The organism is uncultured Nostoc sp. (assembly GCF_964247315.1).
Lineage (GTDB): Bacteria > Cyanobacteriota > Cyanobacteriia > Cyanobacteriales > Nostocaceae > Nostoc.
Genome location: NZ_CAXTTT010000103.1, coordinates 1 through 17,259, shown reverse-complemented (window position 1 = coordinate 17,259; position 17,259 = coordinate 1). Strand labels below are relative to the sequence as shown.

At 42.2% G+C, this 17,259-nt stretch carries 15 protein-coding genes; 9 read left to right on the top strand and 6 right to left on the bottom strand.

Annotated features, from left to right (window positions below):
• Positions 1-44 precede the first annotated feature (44 nt).
• Together nuoK and ACFE93_RS25785 are read left to right on the top strand one after the other, a co-directional pair.
• A complete protein-coding gene (gene nuoK / locus ACFE93_RS25790) occupies positions 45-350 on the top strand; it encodes an NADH-quinone oxidoreductase subunit NuoK (RefSeq protein ID WP_006199065.1) in 306 nt (101 codons plus the stop codon).
• A 6-nt stretch (positions 351-356) separates the two neighbouring features.
• Entirely contained in the window at positions 357-1,277 is a 921-nt protein-coding gene (locus ACFE93_RS25785) for an NAD(+) kinase (protein WP_292775069.1), read from the top strand.
• A gap of 130 nt (positions 1,278-1,407) precedes the next feature.
• On the opposite strand, the gene ACFE93_RS25780 is transcribed toward ACFE93_RS25785, so the two are convergent.
• Complete coding sequence (locus ACFE93_RS25780) at positions 1,408-3,177, bottom strand: pentapeptide repeat-containing protein (RefSeq protein WP_375477505.1); 1,770 nt, start codon at positions 3,175-3,177, stop codon at positions 1,408-1,410.
• Between the two features lie 545 nt (positions 3,178-3,722).
• Between ACFE93_RS25780 and ACFE93_RS25775 the strand changes: the two genes are divergently transcribed.
• Both ACFE93_RS25775 and ACFE93_RS25770 read left to right on the top strand, forming a co-directional pair.
• Positions 3,723-6,740 (top strand): zinc-dependent metalloprotease, encoded by a 3,018-nt coding sequence (locus tag ACFE93_RS25775; protein ID WP_375477503.1) that lies wholly within the window; start codon positions 3,723-3,725, stop codon positions 6,738-6,740.
• A gap of 79 nt (positions 6,741-6,819) precedes the next feature.
• Positions 6,820-6,903 (top strand): element excision factor XisI family protein, encoded by an 84-nt coding sequence (locus tag ACFE93_RS25770; protein ID WP_375477528.1) that lies wholly within the window; start codon positions 6,820-6,822, stop codon positions 6,901-6,903.
• A gap of 78 nt (positions 6,904-6,981) precedes the next feature.
• Here ACFE93_RS25770 and ACFE93_RS25765 read toward each other — a convergent pair whose 3' ends face one another.
• The 3 genes from ACFE93_RS25765 to ACFE93_RS25755 all read right to left on the bottom strand — a co-directional run bounded on the left by ACFE93_RS25765 (position 6,982) and on the right by ACFE93_RS25755 (position 8,391).
• The gene (locus tag ACFE93_RS25765) at positions 6,982-7,173 is read right to left on the bottom strand and encodes a type II toxin-antitoxin system RelE/ParE family toxin (protein ID WP_375477526.1); all 192 of its coding nucleotides are present in this window, start codon (positions 7,171-7,173) and stop codon (positions 6,982-6,984) included.
• Positions 7,174-7,339: 166 nt separating this feature from the next.
• Complete coding sequence (locus tag ACFE93_RS25760) at positions 7,340-7,507, bottom strand: hypothetical protein (RefSeq protein ID WP_375477501.1); 168 nt, start codon at positions 7,505-7,507, stop codon at positions 7,340-7,342.
• A 152-nt stretch (positions 7,508-7,659) separates the two neighbouring features.
• Positions 7,660-8,391, bottom strand: a complete 732-nt coding sequence (locus tag ACFE93_RS25755) for a DUF1995 family protein (protein ID WP_375477499.1) — start codon at positions 8,389-8,391, stop codon at positions 7,660-7,662.
• A 301-nt stretch (positions 8,392-8,692) separates the two neighbouring features.
• On the opposite strand from ACFE93_RS25755, the gene ACFE93_RS25750 reads away from it, so the two are divergent.
• The 4 genes from ACFE93_RS25750 (at position 8,693) to ACFE93_RS25735 (ending at position 13,164) form a co-directional block, all read left to right on the top strand.
• Positions 8,693-9,505 (top strand): DUF2382 domain-containing protein, encoded by an 813-nt coding sequence (locus tag ACFE93_RS25750; protein WP_375477497.1) that lies wholly within the window; start codon positions 8,693-8,695, stop codon positions 9,503-9,505.
• Positions 9,506-9,966: 461 nt separating this feature from the next.
• A complete protein-coding gene (locus tag ACFE93_RS25745; protein ID WP_375477495.1) occupies positions 9,967-10,938 on the top strand; it encodes a DUF2382 domain-containing protein in 972 nt (323 codons plus the stop codon).
• Between the two features lie 257 nt (positions 10,939-11,195).
• Positions 11,196-12,077, top strand: a complete 882-nt coding sequence (locus ACFE93_RS25740; protein ID WP_375477493.1) for a YsnF/AvaK domain-containing protein — start codon at positions 11,196-11,198, stop codon at positions 12,075-12,077.
• Between the two features lie 172 nt (positions 12,078-12,249).
• Positions 12,250-13,164, top strand: coding sequence for an ion channel (locus ACFE93_RS25735; RefSeq protein ID WP_375477491.1), 915 nt, complete (start codon positions 12,250-12,252; stop codon positions 13,162-13,164).
• Between the two features lie 20 nt (positions 13,165-13,184).
• Here ACFE93_RS25735 and ACFE93_RS25730 read toward each other — a convergent pair whose 3' ends face one another.
• Complete coding sequence (locus ACFE93_RS25730) at positions 13,185-13,379, bottom strand: hypothetical protein (RefSeq protein WP_375477489.1); 195 nt, start codon at positions 13,377-13,379, stop codon at positions 13,185-13,187.
• A 245-nt stretch (positions 13,380-13,624) separates the two neighbouring features.
• On the opposite strand from ACFE93_RS25730, the gene ACFE93_RS25725 reads away from it, so the two are divergent.
• Complete coding sequence (locus tag ACFE93_RS25725; protein WP_375477487.1) at positions 13,625-15,340, top strand: alpha/beta hydrolase; 1,716 nt, start codon at positions 13,625-13,627, stop codon at positions 15,338-15,340.
• A gap of 340 nt (positions 15,341-15,680) precedes the next feature.
• Here the strand turns inward: ACFE93_RS25725 and ACFE93_RS25720 are convergent, their stop codons facing one another.
• Complete coding sequence (locus ACFE93_RS25720) at positions 15,681-17,012, bottom strand: HlyD family efflux transporter periplasmic adaptor subunit (RefSeq protein WP_375477485.1); 1,332 nt, start codon at positions 17,010-17,012, stop codon at positions 15,681-15,683.
• Between the last annotated feature and the right edge of the window lie 247 nt (positions 17,013-17,259).

Genomic DNA, 17,259 nt, shown 5'->3' with positions numbered 1-17,259 from the left:
TCGCAGATAAATAGCCAGATTTTTGAGGAGGAATATTTAGATTAATGCAACTTCAGTATTTTTTGTTACTAGCGGCTGCTTTGTTCTGTATCGGTATCTACGGTTTAATTACCAGCCGCAACGCTGTGCGGGTGCTGATGTCAATTGAATTACTGCTCAATGCTGTTAATCTGAATTTAATGGCATTTTCCAACTTCCTCGACTCAACATTAATTAAGGGTCAGGTTTTCACAGTATTTGTGATTACCGTGGCCGCAGCCGAGGCGGCGGTGGGTTTAGCGATCGTGCTGGCCATTTATCGCAACCGCGATACCGTCGATATGGAGCAGTTTAATCTCCTGAAGTGGTAATTGTGCGTGCAACTCAAGCAGGTAATCATTGCTTATAAAGCGCGGGATGCCCGGAGTAAAGAATGGGCAGAAATCTGTGCGAAACAACTAGAAAGTCGCGATTGCCAAGTGTTGATGGGGCCTAGCGGGCCGAAAGACAACCCCTATCCAGTCTTTTTGGCTTCGGCGGGTCAGCCAATCGATCTCGCTTTGGTACTTGGTGGCGATGGTACTGTTTTAACTAGTGCCAGACATTTAGCCCCAGCTGGTATCCCAATTCTGGGAGTGAATGTGGGAGGTCATCTGGGGTTTTTAACTGAGTCAGTGGAAGAGTTTCAGGATACAGAGAAAGTTTGGGATCGGCTGTTTGAGGATCGCTATGCTATCCAACGACGGATGATGTTACAAGCTGCTGTGTATGAGGGTCATGGATCTAATTTGGAACCAGTCAGCGAACGTTATTTAGCTTTGAATGAATTTTGTGTCAAACCCGCCTCCGCTGACCGAATGATCACCTCAATTCTAGAAATGGAAATCGATGGTGAGGTAGTCGATCAATACGTCGGGGATGGGTTGATTATTTCTACTCCCACAGGTTCTACAGGTTATACCGTTTCTGCTAATGGGCCAATTATGCATGATGGTATGGAGGCGCTTACCATCACTCCTATTTGTGCAATGAGCCTTTCTAGTCGTCCCCTCGTTTTACCCCCTGGTTCTGTGGTGAGTATTTGGCCTTTGGGGGATTACGATTTGAGTACCAAGCTGTGGACAGATGGGGTTTTGGGAACTTCAATTTGGCCCGGACACCGCGTTGATGTGCGGATGGCAGAGTGTCGGGCTAAATTTATTATTTTGCGCGAGAACAATTCCTACTATCAGACGCTACGGGAGAAGTTGCTGTGGGCAGGTACAAGGGTTCACTACAGCAATAATCACCGTAATTAATTAAGTATTTTAGAGTGCATTTACCGCAGATTGCGATCGCAACCAAAATCATCCAAGCCCCTGGAATATCTGGGGGCTTTCTAGTTGGAGGCAGAAACCTATACATATTAGTGTAAAATTTCATCTCATCTCAATTCAGTCCCAGTTCTTCCTTCAACGCCTCCGGTACATTAACTGCTGTCTCTAATCCCCGCACACCTTCCCACTGCTGCTTTTTACCCCAGATCATCTCTTCTAGATTGGCGTCGCTAAGGTCTGCACCACCGAGAATGGCGTAACTGAGGTTGCTATGGCTAAGATCCGCACCGTTGAGGATAGCACCACTGAGGTTACTGCCACTGAGGTTAGCACTGTTAAGCTTGGCATAACTGAAGTCTGTGCCAAACAAGATGGCGTCAGTGAGGTCAGCACCACTGAGGTCGGCGTCGTTGAGAATCACGCCGCTGAGGTCAGCTTCGTTGAGAATCACCCGACTCAGGTCTACGCCGCTGAGGTCGGCACCTAAGAACATTGCACCGTTAAGTCTGGCATTGTTAAGTTTGGCACCATTAAGTTTGGCATAGCTGAGGTCTGCGGCAACAAGGATAGCATTGCTGAGGTTGGTACTGAAAAGAATTGTGTCACTGAGATTAGTACCGTTGAGGATGGCGTGACTCAAATCAGCACCACTGAGGTCGGCGCGGCAAAGGTCGGCATGGCTAAGGCTGACGCTACTAAGATTGGCTTCACTCAGATTTGCACCGAAAAGGATAGCGTTACTTAGGTCAGCATGGCTGAGATTAGTGCTGCTAAGGTCGGCACGGTTGAGGTCGGCGCTGCTAAGGTCGGCGCGGTTAAGGTTGGTATTGCTAAGGTCGGCGCGGTTGAGGTCGGCGCGGCTAAGATTGGCACAGCTAAGATTAGCACCACTGAGATTGGTGCTACTGAGGTCAGCACCGCTGAGGTTAACACCGCTGAGGTTGGCACCGCTGAGGTTGGCATCGCCGAGGTTAGCACCCCTAAGGTTAGCACCGCTGAAGTTTACACCAGTTAAGTTGGCATCGCCGAGATAAGCAAGGCTTAGGTCAGCGTTGCTAAAGTCTGCCCCAGTGAGGTTGGCATCACCAAGGTAAGCATTCCGAAAGTTACCGCCTTTAAGGAATTGTCCAACTATACTGCTAAAGTTGCCAATTTCCAGAGCATCGCTATAGTTGATAATCCGCAGCAGTTGCGATGTGAAAAAATTGTCTGTGTCCGGTTGGGCAGATGGATAGAAAGTGATTTTTTGTTTGAGTTCATCTTGCCCTTGGGCGTAACGGTGTAACTCTAATAATAAAATCAGTACGTTCAGCCCTGTATATATGTCTACCTGTCTCAACCCGATCGCAATATTTTGTGCCGCTAGCTTTAACTTTGTTTTCTGAGGCAGGTTATCATCTGGTGTCTCATCGATAAATTCTCCCTGACACCAGCGACGATAAAAATCTTCTAGCCGCCAAAAAAGCAATTCTGGGCAATTTTTTTGACCAGTCACAACCAATTCCATTAGTTGGTTGATTGTTTCAGGTTTCAGGGCAGCATTGCCCAATAGATCATAAATCTCTTCATACATCTGGCGATCGCACACTTTAAAGTAAAACCCAGTGGGTAAAGTGCCCAATGTGCGATCGTCTATCTGAGAAGTCAAACCGTTTTTTGGTATTGCCCATTTTTCTAAGCTTTTTTGCAGTTTTGGAGAGTTTAAATATTCCTGCAAATTATTTTGAGCCAATTTAACGCTTTTGTCTGGTTCTTTAATATTTTTTCTTAGAGGTAAAACTGCTTCAGTTTCTAGCGATGTGGTCTTTGGCATCTCTTGTAACCTTGTACCCCTCACATAATTTCTCAGCAGTTGCCAGACTTGAGATAAATATGTTGACATTTTTGTTTCCGTTGTTACATTTAAATAACTGTTTTTGATAATTCTGAATTAAAAACTTTTCTACGCTAGCTTGCTTTGCATTCCCAACAATCAATAGTATAAATAAATACTATAGGAAAAAAATCATGAGTTGGCGATGTTTACGGTGGGCTACTTCTGATGAATTGGCCAACGGTGTTCCTGGATGGCGGCTTTTGGCTCATCTGTAGTAGCCTTAAGCTTCTTCTCATGATGTAAATAAAGTGTTAACTTAAAAAATCTTTCAAAAATCAAGTAATTCTATGATTTGGCTAATTTGTTATAGTTTTTATCCAAGAAATTTACTATTCTGATGTAAAAATCATACTTACTGTTTGGGGGAGATGCAATTGTTAGGAAAAATCCTACACTAAAACAGCACAACAAAGCTGAAAAATCGCAACTAAAATTTAAGTCGGAAGTTTGTTGCCTAATATAAAGCAGCTAAGAGAATCGCCAGATGGCAGGCTATATGCCTTTGCAAAAGTTAAAAGTTAACGAGAGATAGTTATCAGAGAATGAATGCGATGAACAGATTAACCTTTTATATGATTTTGTTACATAGTTTGTTTTTAGGGATAGCGACAGCTAGCGCTAAGTCACCGTTTGTTAACAATGTTGATACAGCCAAGCATATTCTTGTAGAAGATGTCGTTGCAACCAAAAGTGGAAATAAATCCAATAGTAAGTTATCGACAGAAACTTCTTCAACTAAAATTTCAGCTTTATCATTAAAGGATATTAATATTCCTCAGAAGAAACTACCGTCAGGTCAAGTTTGGGTAGTTAATCAAAATAAACAAGTACAGCCTCAACCGTTTATTTGGATAGTAAAAAACCTAAAAAAAGCAGACCAGCAACCATTTTTACAAGTTGCAAAATCCCCAGAGAAACCGGATACAAAGCCTAAACCTAGTGCTAAACCAGCAGCAAAGGATGATTTAGAGCCATTTAACGAAGTAATTAAAAACACCCAAAAGTCAGGGGGATTGTTCACACTTTATCGCAATAAAGAAAAGAATAAGATTTATCTAGAAATTAAGCCAGAACAACTTAATAAAAATTACCTAGCTACAGCAACCCTGGAATCGGGTATTGGCGAACGGGGTATTTACAGTGGTATGCCTCTGCAAGATTTTTTGTTTTATTTCCAACGGGTGGATGATAAACTACACTTTGTCATCCGCAATGTGAATTTTCGCACTCGTGAGGGAGATCCGCAAGTGCGATCGCTGACGCGATCTTTTAGTGACTCTGTTCTCTACACCATTTCTATTAAAAGCATTCATCCAGAACGCAAAACTCTTCTCATTGACTTGGGAGATTTGTTACTCACAGACTTAGCTGGATTATCTGCAAGTTTAGGAGTCCCCACAAGCACAGACCAGTCCTATTTTGGTACTGCTAAAGCCTTTCCCCAAAACTTAGAAGTCGAGTCAGTTTTGAATTACTCTGATAGCGCTGAACCCAACAGTGAAGTGGCGAGCTTTGCGTCGCTAGCTGACAACCGTGGCTTTACGCTGCGCGTTCACTACAGTCTCTCCCAACTACCCGATCAAGATTATCGACCGCGCCTTGCTGACGATCGCGTTGGCTATTTCATCACCGCCTACCAAGATTTATCCAAAGACGACGATCGCGGCGATTCTTTTGTCCGTTACATAAATCGTTGGCATTTAGAAAAACAAGACCCGAAAGCAGTCATTTCTCGTCCCAAAAAACCGATTGTCTTCTGGATTGATAACGCTGTACCCTTAGAATACCGCGATGCCATGAAAGAAGGCGTTCTCATGTGGAACAAAGCCTTTCTCAAAGCCGGATTCAAGGATGCAATTGAAGTCCGCCAAATGCCAGATGATGCTACCTGGGATCCGGCAGATATTCGTTACAACACGATTCGCTGGATTAATACAGTCGATGGCTACTTTGCAATGGGCCCATCCCGCGTTAACCCATTGACAGGGGAAATTTTGGATGCAGATATTCTCGTAGATGCTAGCTTTATCCGGGCACTCAAGAGTGAATATCGCAAAATCATCCAACCCAGCCAAACAGAAAATCGCACGACTTTATCAGCTTTGATGCAAAATCGTCTACTTTGCGCCAATGGTTTAGATGGGAAAAACAATGGTGTGCCTCAGAAGATGCAAGGACAAGAGGGGTTGTTGGGTCGTTTATCGAAAATGGCAGGCGAATACGATTTATGCTACGGAATGGAAGCTGCTAACCAGTTTGCTTTTGGTTCACTGGCGATGTCACTGCTGCCTGATACTATGGCTACTCCAGACCAGGTGAAAGAATATATTAATCAATATCTACGTTTAATCATCGCTCACGAAGTTGGACATACTCTTGGTTTACGTCATAACTTCCGTGGTAGTACACTGCTACCACCACAGGAGATGAATAATACGGAAATTACCAAAAATAAAGGTCTGACAACTTCCGTAATGGACTATATTCCCCCAAATATTGCCCCTCAAGGTACAAAACAAGGAGATTATTTTCCTAGTATGGTGGGGCCTTATGATGAATGGGCGATTAAGTACGGCTATACAACAATTCAGACATCAACTCCCATAGCAGAAAAGCCAATTTTGGAGGAAATTGCTGCACAATCCTACAAGCCAGAGTTGAGTTATTCCACAGATGAAGATGTATATGACCTTGATCCCACTGCTGATGCTTGGGATAACAGCGGTAATGTGCTGCTTTATTCTCAGTGGCAATTGAATAATTCGCGGGTGATGTGGGAACGTCTCGATAAGCGTTTCCCAATGGCTGGTGATAGTTACAGCGATGTCAGCGAACGTTTTAGCACAGTATTGGGTAACTATTTCCAGCAAATATATTTCACCACAAAATACATCGGGGGACAATCTTTCTATCGCATTCACCCCAGCGAGATACCTTCTGAGAAAATCTCTGGAGTACCCCAACACCGTTTACCATTTGAACCAGTACCCGTTGAAGAACAACGGCAAGCTTTAGAAACGCTACAAAAGTATGTATTTGCAGAAGATGCCCTCAGTTTTTCACCAGAATTACTGAATAAATTAGCACCTTCCCGTTGGCGACATTGGGGTAGTTCTCCGCAAGTTGGTCGTTTGGATTTTCCCATTCATGACTTGGTGCTACTGATGCAGGGTTCTGTGTTGCGAGATTTACTCTCAGGCGATCGCCTCTCTCGTCTCAAGGATATTGAACTCAAAACTCCCGAAGGAAAAGCACTGACTCTGCCGGAACTATTTGATACTTTACAATCAGATATTTGGACGGAAGTCATCAAACCCAAAGGTAAACCAATGAAGATTGCCAGTTTGCGGCGAGGCTTGCAGCGTCAGTATTTGGACATTTTGACTAGTATGGTATTGCGAAAAGAAAATGTTCCAGAAGATGCTCGCACTTTAGCTTGGTATAAACTGAAACAACTTGATGAGAAGCTCAAGGGTGTTAATTCTGAAGATGAATATACCAAAGCGCACTTATTAGAAACGCGCGATCGCATCGAGAAAGTCTTGAATGCGCCGTTGCAGACGAATTAAAAAAATTAAGAGTGAGGAGTTAATAGTAAAATTACTAACTCCTCTTTTTCTCCTATGATTTTGGCAAAATATATTGATTATGCTGGGAGTACCAAAACACGATATTGTAGTTGGGTTTCACCCCCATTACATACGGCAGTATACAGATTATGCTGTGGGATAAGGATTAACTCACTGACTCCAAAAACCCCCTTGAGTCGTCCTCCATTCTGAGTGCAAGCGCTGTTTAGTCCACTATCAACTACTCTCGATCAACCCAGTATTGTGGTTTACGCTTGTGGTGTGCGACTGCCAAAATACGAATCCGATCGTCTTCTAAAATACGATACAACAAATAATATGGAAACTTGGGCAAAATCAGGCGGCGAAGGGAGCCTCGAACTTTTGAACCAGCTTCGGGATATCGGATGACGAAGTTTACTGCGTGTTCTATTTCTTCAAGATACTCCAGCCCAAGTCCGGGTCTTTGCTCTTCGTAATAGGCTACAGCATCAATTAATTACTTGCTCTGCTAAGGGATGAAATATAACGTTTGTCATTGTACAGATGCACGAATTTGCTGAAAAACTTTTTCAGCAGAAATACCGCTTAATTTACCGCTATCCATATTCTTGATCGCGCAGTTCAGCTTCCTCTGCCCAGATGGATGCAACTTCTCGATCAATTTCGCCACTTTTGCCCAAATGTTCAAGGAGTCGAGCCAGTAGTGCCGCTTGAGAGTCTTTTGGAAGTGCCAAAACTTCAGCTTCAAGGTTTTCAAGTGTCATAGCTATTTAAGAGTTTTCTAGCGAAGTATTCCGATCATACTTTAGATGATTCGCTCTACCTGTGTTGCACCGTTGACAAAAGGTATATCAATAGAAAACTTACCGAGGAGGCAGCAGGCGATTAAGTTTCCTCCTGCTACCTCTGCATTATTTTAACTACTCAACGCCTTTAAGAACCGTTGCAAACTCTTAAACACACTGGGCTTTCTCGTAGGTGTCTCGTCTGTTGTTTGCGGTTGTCCTTTTAAAACAATGAGATCCAAATCATCACCAGATGGTTTTGTGGGTAATTCGGCAATTCTTTGATATTCGCCGTCGGTTTCCAGCCAAACTTCCCACTGTCTTGGGTAGCAGCGATATAGGGCACTTTCATCGTCTATGGGGCGCACGTAATAGGCGGATTCAATGGTACTGATAAAACGATCGCGGATTTTTCTAGCTGTATAACCAATGCCTACGGTTCCAGAATCTTCTAGGCGGGGATTTAACAAGACTACAGGGCGATCGCCTATTACTTCACACAGCTTTTCCAATTGCGGCACTTCTACGGATGTCGGGGCGATGAATAAGAAAATTTCATCCTCTGGCTGAATTTTTGTCTGCAAGGAAGCAGCCCTACCTGTACCAATATCCAAAATTTGAAATGGTGCATCTGCCCAATCACGACGGGCTAGGGCCGCAGCCCCAGCGTCAGCAAAGAAAATCTTCAAACGGGAATCATAAGCTGTAAACGCTGGTAGAAATTGTTCCGCCACCGGCATAAACTTCAGTTCTGGGAATAGGAACTCAACTTGTAAGCGAGTACAGCCATCTGCAAGGGCAGCTTGGACGGCTACACAAGATTGGGCGATCGCATCTTCAAGAGTATTTGGAAGTTCACTCATAATCTGCATGGTTCTGTAGTGTCTACTCCCATTGTTTCAGTATTGGCTCTTAATTAGGACTTACGCAGAGGAGATCGCCTCAACCAGTTGAACAAAATATTTTATTTCAGTATAGTGTCTTGTTTTTTACAACTTTAGTTATATCTTTATTGATTATTAATAGAGTTCAGCTTGAGTCTTTCCTTAATAATAAATAAATTTTCAAATATCTCCATTGAACTCAGTCGCCAGCAGGAGGATACTTAGCTCAATATTTTTTATACTTGGAAATAAACCTTATAAACAACTGTAGGAACAGCGTATGCCTCTTCATAAACTTGAACATTTTGACCAAAATTATCGAGATACTTTTGGCGGAGACGATCTCAAAGCGCTGGATCTTTATACTGACGCAGGGAACAGAGTGGGCTCAGTTGCCGATGTTTTAGTTGATGATGATGGTCATTTCCGGTATTTAATTATTGATATCAGCTTAGACTTTGTTAGCAAGAAAATCTTACTACCAATTGGTCTTTGCCGGATCAGTTATCCAGAAAGACGCGTCTATGTTGATGGGTTAAGCAGACAGCAAATAGAAGGTTTGCCCGATCATACAGAAGACGCGATCGTTAATAATGATTATGAAAAAAAGGTACGTAGTGTATTTCGTTCTCCAAGTAGCGATGTGACTTACAATCGCGATACATACAATTACCAAGAAGAGCCAGGTTTATATGGGTTGAATGAGCAATCTCATCAAACTTTTAAACTCTATGAAGAACGATTAATTGCCAACAAACACCGCATCAAAACCGGAGAAGTAACGGTTGGTAAGCATATTGAAACAGAAACTGTACGCGTTACAGTACCCGTTCAAAAAGAACGAGTTCTGATTGAGCGAGTTACGCCAACAGAAGCAGGAAAGATTGTAAATCCCAATGAACTTCAGTTTCAAGAAGGGGAAGTAGCACGCATAGAAGTGTATGAAGAAACGCCTGAGATACATAAAGAAGCGTTTGTGCGTGAAGAAGTTCGGGTGAAGAAAGTAGTAGAACAAGACACTGTGGAAGCACAAGACACTATTCGTCGAGAAGAGTTAGATGTTGATACTGCGGGGAATTTACATGTGCAATAATATGGTATTACTGCACATGAAGCTATTTAATTAGCTGGTTTATATTGTTTGATAGATTTATCTAAAAATAACCATGCAGGCAAAGTTGATTTTTATCTCTGCCTGTATTTTTTATTCAATAACAAGATTCTTAACTTTCTAAGAAATCGGGAATCTTAACATTCAAAAAAAAATTATATTTTGAGAAATTATTATATACAGTTCCAAAAATACAAAACTTTGGGGTGAAAATTCTAATATATCTGGTTAATACAGTGTATTAAAGCTAGACATATCTTTACAAAGCAAAGTGAGATGCTCCCAATTTCATGTTTCTAGTTAGCCATATCGATCAAAAATTTCTATAACTTTCGATTATTTAACTCTGGAAATAATTCATTCGGCAGATGGATGTACAAAAATAAATAAATATCTATTTTAGATATTAAGAGATGACAAAAAAATATTTGAGGTTAAACATAATGGTTCTTTACAAATTAGAAGATTTTGAGCCAAGCTATCAAGAGAGTTTTGATGGTCATGACATTAAGGGGCTGGGTGTCTATACACAGGGAACTGATGAAAAAGTTGGTACTGTTAGCGATGTTTTAGTTGATGAAGAAGGTCATTTTCGCTATTTAGTTGTTGACTTAGGCTTCTGGATTTTTGGTAAAAAAGTATTACTACCAATTGGCCGCGCCCGTATCGACTATAACGTTGATCGCGTTTACACAATTGGCTTGACTAGAGAGCAAGCTGAAGATTTGCCTGAGTTCGATGAACGTCAAACCCTTGATTACGATTATGAAGAACGGGTGCGTGGGGTATATCGTCAACCTACAAACTACAATCTTCCTGTAGAAGCTGCAACACCATTAGATCCTTTAGTAGGATTAGATCCTTTAGGATCGCCTGTAACACCATTAGGTACAACTCCTACTTACGCCCGTGATAGCTATACTTCCGAAAATGAGCCTCCATTAGGTACAACTCCTACAACTCCTAGTTACGCCCGTGATAGCTATACTTACGAAAATGAGCCTACTTTATACGGGTTAAATGAGCAAGATCATCAAACTCTGAAATTGTATGAAGAACGGCTGATTGCCAGCAAACGACGCCAAAAAACTGGAGAAGTAACGATTGGCAAGCATGTTGAAACTGATACCGCACGAGTTGCAGTGCCAGTAGAAAGAGAACGAGTTGTGATTGAACGTGTAACTCCAGCAGATGCGGGTACAGCTGTTTCTGGGCGCGAAGCAGACTTCCGTGAAGGCGAAGTTGCTCGCATAGAAATCCATGAAGAAACTGCTGATGTTCGCAAAGAAGCATTTTTGCGTGAAGAAGTCAGAGTTAGAAAAGTGGTCGATCAAGACACAGTTGAAACTCAAGAAACCGTGCGTCGTGAAGAGTTAGATGTAAATTCTGGTAATCTTCCAATTGAAGAACGCTAACTAAATATAGTCATTAGCTAGTAAGTAATGACTAATAATTAATTCTATACAGTGCAGGTAAGGCTGTTGAATTAGCTTTACCTGTGCTTACAATACCTGATACCGTTTTGGAGTTGGAATTACAAATATTACTCTGGATATGAGTTGGATAAATGCATTGATCGCAAATATTTTCTAAATGGTATCCAGATGATTAATACATTTAATTTAGCTAAGTAGAAAGCAGTTCGTAAATTTTCCAGATAAATAGCCAAACTATGGCAAAAAACACTTTACAGGCAAAGGGTAATTCTCGCACTAGCTCCTCGCTGGCAGATTTAAGAAAGAAGGTGAATAATTTTGCTGTGTTTGATAATCAAGGTCAGCTAGTAGGAGTAGTTCATGATTTAATTGTGGATGGTAATCGTCGGCTAAACCTCGTTATATCTAACCAGGCTAATCAAAAAACTGCTGAATATAGCCAGCAGTTAGCTGATAAACATCCTTCTTTATTTCGGTTGCAGAGCCAGAGAATAAAACAAATAGACAAGCCGACTAAATCTGTTTTCATCGACTTAAACAAATCAGAAATTGAATATATGCCTGAATATTTAGAATCAGAAACACCAGGCGATTTTAACTCAACTGAGCAACTAGCTAAAAATCAAATTACCAATAGCTCAGTTGAGCCAGTAAATTTAGAACAGGTTCCTGAAGAACAGATTATTCGTCTAATAGAAGAACGACTAGTTGTTGAAAGCAGTAAGCGTAAAGTTGGTGAGGTAATTGTTCGCAAGGTAATCGAAACCCAGATGGTACAAGTTCCCGTCCGGCGCGAAAAGCTGATTGTGGAACAAATTAGCCCAGAACACAAACAACTTGCAGAGATTGATTTAGGACAAGGAGAAATTCCTGGCGTTGATTTGACCGAAGTAGAAAGACTTGAAGCTACACATTTCAACAACGGTTTAACGGGAAGCGGCGAATTTAGCTCACCTAAAATTGCTAGTTTATTATTGAATGCGATCGCACTAGAGCAAAATCACGGCTGCAAGCAGGTGCGTATTACCCTTACTGTTGAAGATGAGTCACATCAGAAAAAATACCAGGAGTGGTTTGATCGCTGTTCTAAAGGTCAATCACTAAAGCCGGAAAAATAAGTTTCTAGCAGATAAATTATTAGGGTGGGCATTGCTCACCCTATTTTTTTGCTGATTTAAAAAAAACAAAGGTGAAGTTTCCATTCCCCACTCCCTAATTGTCTAGAGTGAATGTCTCTAAAGCAACTTAATTTACAATACTAAGTAGTTGCCGTTCTTTTGGCTACTTGCAATGAAATTTCGACTGAAGAGACTTTCACTCAAGAAACGACAGCGTTTGATCTCACCGATTCAGATTAAAGTTCAAGATGGAAAATTTGAGATTATAGGTATGGGTGCATGGCATTCCTACTGGCGCGATCCTTATCATCTGCTGCTAACGATTCCCTGGACTGGCTTTCTGTTCCTGATTTGTACTTTTTATGTAACTATTAATGCTCTATTTGCTCTAACTTACTTGATCGGAGGAGATTGTATTGCCAACGCCCGACCTGGCTCTTTTTTTGATGTCTTTTTCTTTAGCGTGCAAACCCTAGCATCCATCGGTTATGGGGCAATGTATCCAAAAACAACTTACGCCAACATTATTGTCACGATTGAAGCAATGATCGGTTTGGTGGGAATTGCCGTGATGACAGGACTAGCATTTGCTCGATTTTCTCGGCCTACAGCCCGTGTACTCTTTAGCCGTGTTGCTGTGATTACAGCTCATGATGCGATGCCGACTCTGATATTTCGCAGCGCTAATAAGCGTCGCAATACGATTCTGGAGGCGCAGATGCGAGTCTACTTGATGCGCGATGAAGTAAGCCTAGAAGGACAGTTCATGCGTCGATTCTACGATCTCAAACTGTTGAGGAACCAAACACCTAGCTTCACGTTAAGCTGGTCAGTGATGCATGTCATTGATGAGTTTAGTCCTTTATATGGAATGACACCAGAATCGTTAACCCAGACAAATACTATGCTGATTGTCTCTTTGAGTGGCATTGATGAAACAGTTGCCCAGGTCGTCCATGCCCGTCATAGCTATGGTGCTAATGAGATTTTGTGGAACAATCAATTTGTCGATATCTTTCATCACACACCCGATGGAAATTGCTACATTGATTACAACCGCTTCCACGATGTTTTACCTTTAGAGTGAAGGGGTGAAATTCCTGAAACTTACTCAGAAGTCTGATTGAGTGCTGGTTGTAAGGGTTTAACGAGCACCCGACCATTTTCAATTACAGTGCAACTTTTAACCGCGCTCTTACTGTGGTTAACTGGCACATCCTGGCACTGCTTTTGGTGGGAGATATTTTGCTCTTGTTGTTGGTTGAGGACGACAACAGAGCAGGCGCAGGAAGCAAAGGACATATAACTTAATTTTGATCTCTATATCTATTATCGCGCTACTGATGCTGTTTGGCTGAAAAATTTACTACTCATGTATTTTGATCGTTCAAAGCTCTTGTCAAATTTTCGGTAAGTACTTGCTTTATTGTACTTGTAGCCTGTTTGATATATCTAAACCAATTAAACAGGAAAGCGGTTATATATCCCGCCCCGCTTTCCTCCCTGCCCAAACAAGTTTAAGCAGGGTTAGATAGTGGGTTTTTCTAATGAAAAAATTTTTGAGATATCTGGGTTTAGGTTTTCTATCTACGTTCTTGACTGCTACTCCGGGATTGGGGGCTGAACGCATTAGCTTTTATTATCCTCCCTTCGGCGAATTTTCCTTATCGGTGAACTCGCTGGAAACCTTTGCTAAAGAAGGCAAAATCGATCAAGATTTTTCATTTTATGCTAGTCGTGCGACTCCCGAACAACTCGCTCAATTGCGGGATCTACTCCAGCAGCGCTTTAATGTCACTCCTACACTAGTATCTCAAGTTACCTACTCACCGATAGGCGAGCAGTTGGTGCAACAACTGGGAAAATTACTCCTTACTGAGTCTCGAAAAAATGGCTTCTATGCCATACGTGCCTCTTTAATTTTATCTGCTGCCGATCAACAAGAGGGGTTAACAGTTGTGAATTTACTGCGGAAATTTCCTAGCGATACTATCCGGGTGAATTTCACAGAGGGGTTGAGGATAGTCGATGACTTATCGCAATTGATCAAAAAAAAGGATCAAGTTTTTGCCTCTCTGCAAAAAGAAGCGATCGCTCAAGCAGCCACTTCCAAAATTGATTTCTCCCAAAAACCAGATTTGCGATCGCAAGGAAAATTCACCTGGCAGAAAAAAAGCCTGGAATTAAATGACATTCGTCGCTCACGCCGTCTACCTGTGGATATTTATCTGCCGTCAGCAGGTTCAAAAAACACTAGCGAATTACTCTCACCTCCCTTTCCCCTGATTGTAATTTCTCACGGACTGGCCTCAGACCGCTCTACCTTTGTCTACCTAGCTGAACATCTAGCATCCTATGGTTTTGCCGTTGCTGTACTAGAACACCCTGGTAGTAATGCCGAACGCTTTCAACAATATTTTGCAGGTTTGGCAGGGCCGCCTGATGCAGCAGAATTTATTAACCGACCTTTGGATATCAAATATCTACTCAATGAACTCCAGCGTCTAGATAAATCCGATCCCACCCTCCAGGGAAAACTCAATTTTCAGCAAATTGGGGCGATTGGTCAGTCTTTTGGTGGTTATACTGTTTTGACTTTAGCAGGAGCGAATATTAACTTTGAGCAATTGAGGCAAGATTGTAATCCCGATAATTCATCTTTTAATTTATCGCTATTTTTGCAGTGTCAAGCAAACGATTTACCTCCAAAAAATTACGAACTCAAAGACGATCGCATCAAGGCCATTATTGCGATTAATCCCATTGACAGTTCAGTTTTGGGTCAGGGGGAAATCAGTCAAATTAAAATTCCCGTCATGCTGGTAGCAGGTAGTCAAGATGTTTTCGCACCACCCGTATTTGAGCAAATTCGCCCCTTTACCTGGCTTTCTGACTCCAATAAGTACCTGGCTTTGATTGAAAATGCTACCCACTTTTCAGCGATCGCCGAACCTACTTCTGGAAATGATGTCTTACCTGTGCCACCTGCTTTACTGGGCCCTGATCGTGCTGCTATTTATTCCTATCTCAACGCCCTCAGCGTCGCTTTTTTAGAAACCCATCTCCTCAACCGCCCTGAATATCGTTCTTATTTGCAGCCTTCCTACGCCACATTTATCAGCAAAGAGCCACTTAATCTCAGTCTTTTACAGTCGTTATCGGTAGATCAGTTCAATCAAATTTGGAGTGGGCCAACTCCCCAGGCAAGCAAACCATCAAATCCTCAACCTATCCCTACCCCTTATCAACCTTTGAGGCAATAGACTTCTTGCATAAATCAAAAGCCCTCATCCTAAATCCCTCTCCCAAGCTTGGGAGAGGGACTGTGAAATTGTCTCCCCTTCTCCCAATTTTGAGAGAAGGGGTTGAGGGATGTAGCTCGCTTCCCGCAGGGTGGGCTAGTTTTGTATTCGTGCAAGAGGTCTAATGAAACAGCCCTGTTGCTTTTGCAGGGGGATTGCAGGGATCAAAAACCTGTGGTGCAACTCTCAAATACTTATGTGTAGACACAAGTATTTGAGGAGATTAGGGAGAATCTAGGTTTCCAGTTTTCAATGCCTAAATCCTGAGTGGTTCTCAATGGCGTGGAATATAAAAAGAAGCCTACAAATCTGTTAGCAGCCTTGCTTTTCTGAGAATAAATGTCATTACAGTTTCTTTTTTGGAAATGATATCAGCTGTAACTTCCATTCCTGGTTGAATGGGATAGGATTTATCGCCCTTTTTTAAATAAAGTCTTTGTGCCTCAATAGTCACCTCATAGTAAGGTGCAATTGGATTGCCATTAACTTGAGATGTAATAGCGTCGGCGGTTATGGCTCTAACAGCACCTTTGAGGATGCCATAATCTGGGTACGGATAGGCAGAAAGCCGCATTTGTACTTCTCCCTGTGAACATTTTGTTACTTGTACGGCTTTACATACATGTACTTTGCTAATATCAGAAGCGGCAACACGAGCTTTGATTACCAGAGCAGCCCTACTAGGAGCAATTTGAGCGATCGCATCCCCAATCCGCACAACTTGCCCAGGATTTCTTAATTCTAGTTTCAGGATAGTACCTGCCTCTGAAGCCGGAATTATAGTTTTTTGTAGTTCCGTTGAGACTTGTTTTAGTTCTTCTTGAGCGCTGCTGATTTGATTTTGAACTTCTACTTGACGTCCAATAAGTTCTTGTCTTTCTTTGTTCAATGCCGCAAGCATAGACTCACCCTTTGCCCGTTCTTGGGCAATGCGTTCTTGGGCGATCTCCACATTTGCACTAGTGGGATTGAGTCCAGTTTTGATCCCTTCTAATCTGGCAAGTGCAGCCTTAAAAGCTTGTTCTTTTTCTTTAATCTGTAAAGCTGCGATCGCTCCAGTATCTGCTAGCTGCTGATATCGCTTCAATTCCTCCTTCGCTAACTCCACAGAGGCTTCTACTTCATCCACTTCTGCCTTAGTGGTAATTCGCTTGTCTCCATAATCCCGTTGATTACGACTTAGATCGGCTTGCGCGGAGATAATCGCCTGTCCCATCGAATTGGATTCAGCTGTGATTTGAGTCTGTAGCGCTCTTAGTTGTGCATCGATTTGGGTTCTTTGTAAATGATTCTGCCGAATATTGCCGGCAATTTGGCTTTTTTTACTTTGTAATTGGGTGTCGTAGAGCAGTGCAATTTCATCTCCCCTTTTCACAACTTGATTTTCTTTCACCCTAATGCTTCTAACCGTCCCCTCTGCTGCTGCTTGCACTAACCGTATTTCTCCGGTTGGACGGACAGTACCATCTGCTTTCACTACTATATTGTATTGAATGACACTTGCAAGGCCGAAAGCAGCGCCAACACTTCCAATTAAAAATAGTCCTCCGAGCCTTGTCCAGATGCTGATTGGTGGAAGATATTCGTCGCTTTCAACGGGGCGGAGAAAGTCCGGTTGGGGGTCAATAAGCATGAGCGCTAAAAAACACTTTGTGCAAATAATCTTGCCAAAAAAATCTTGCTAGCTTTCGCTTGATAGCCAAGACTTAGCCTAGATGTAATGGTATGTAACGACAAAAGTCATGTACATCTTAGTCTAACCCTCTTCCATCACCTGGTCAAAGAAAAACTTTAGCCAACTTTTAAACAAGATACAGAAACTGAGCAGGACTTACGCAACTGGCACAAATAGCGGGCGGGGCGTAGCGCTGCCGCACCAC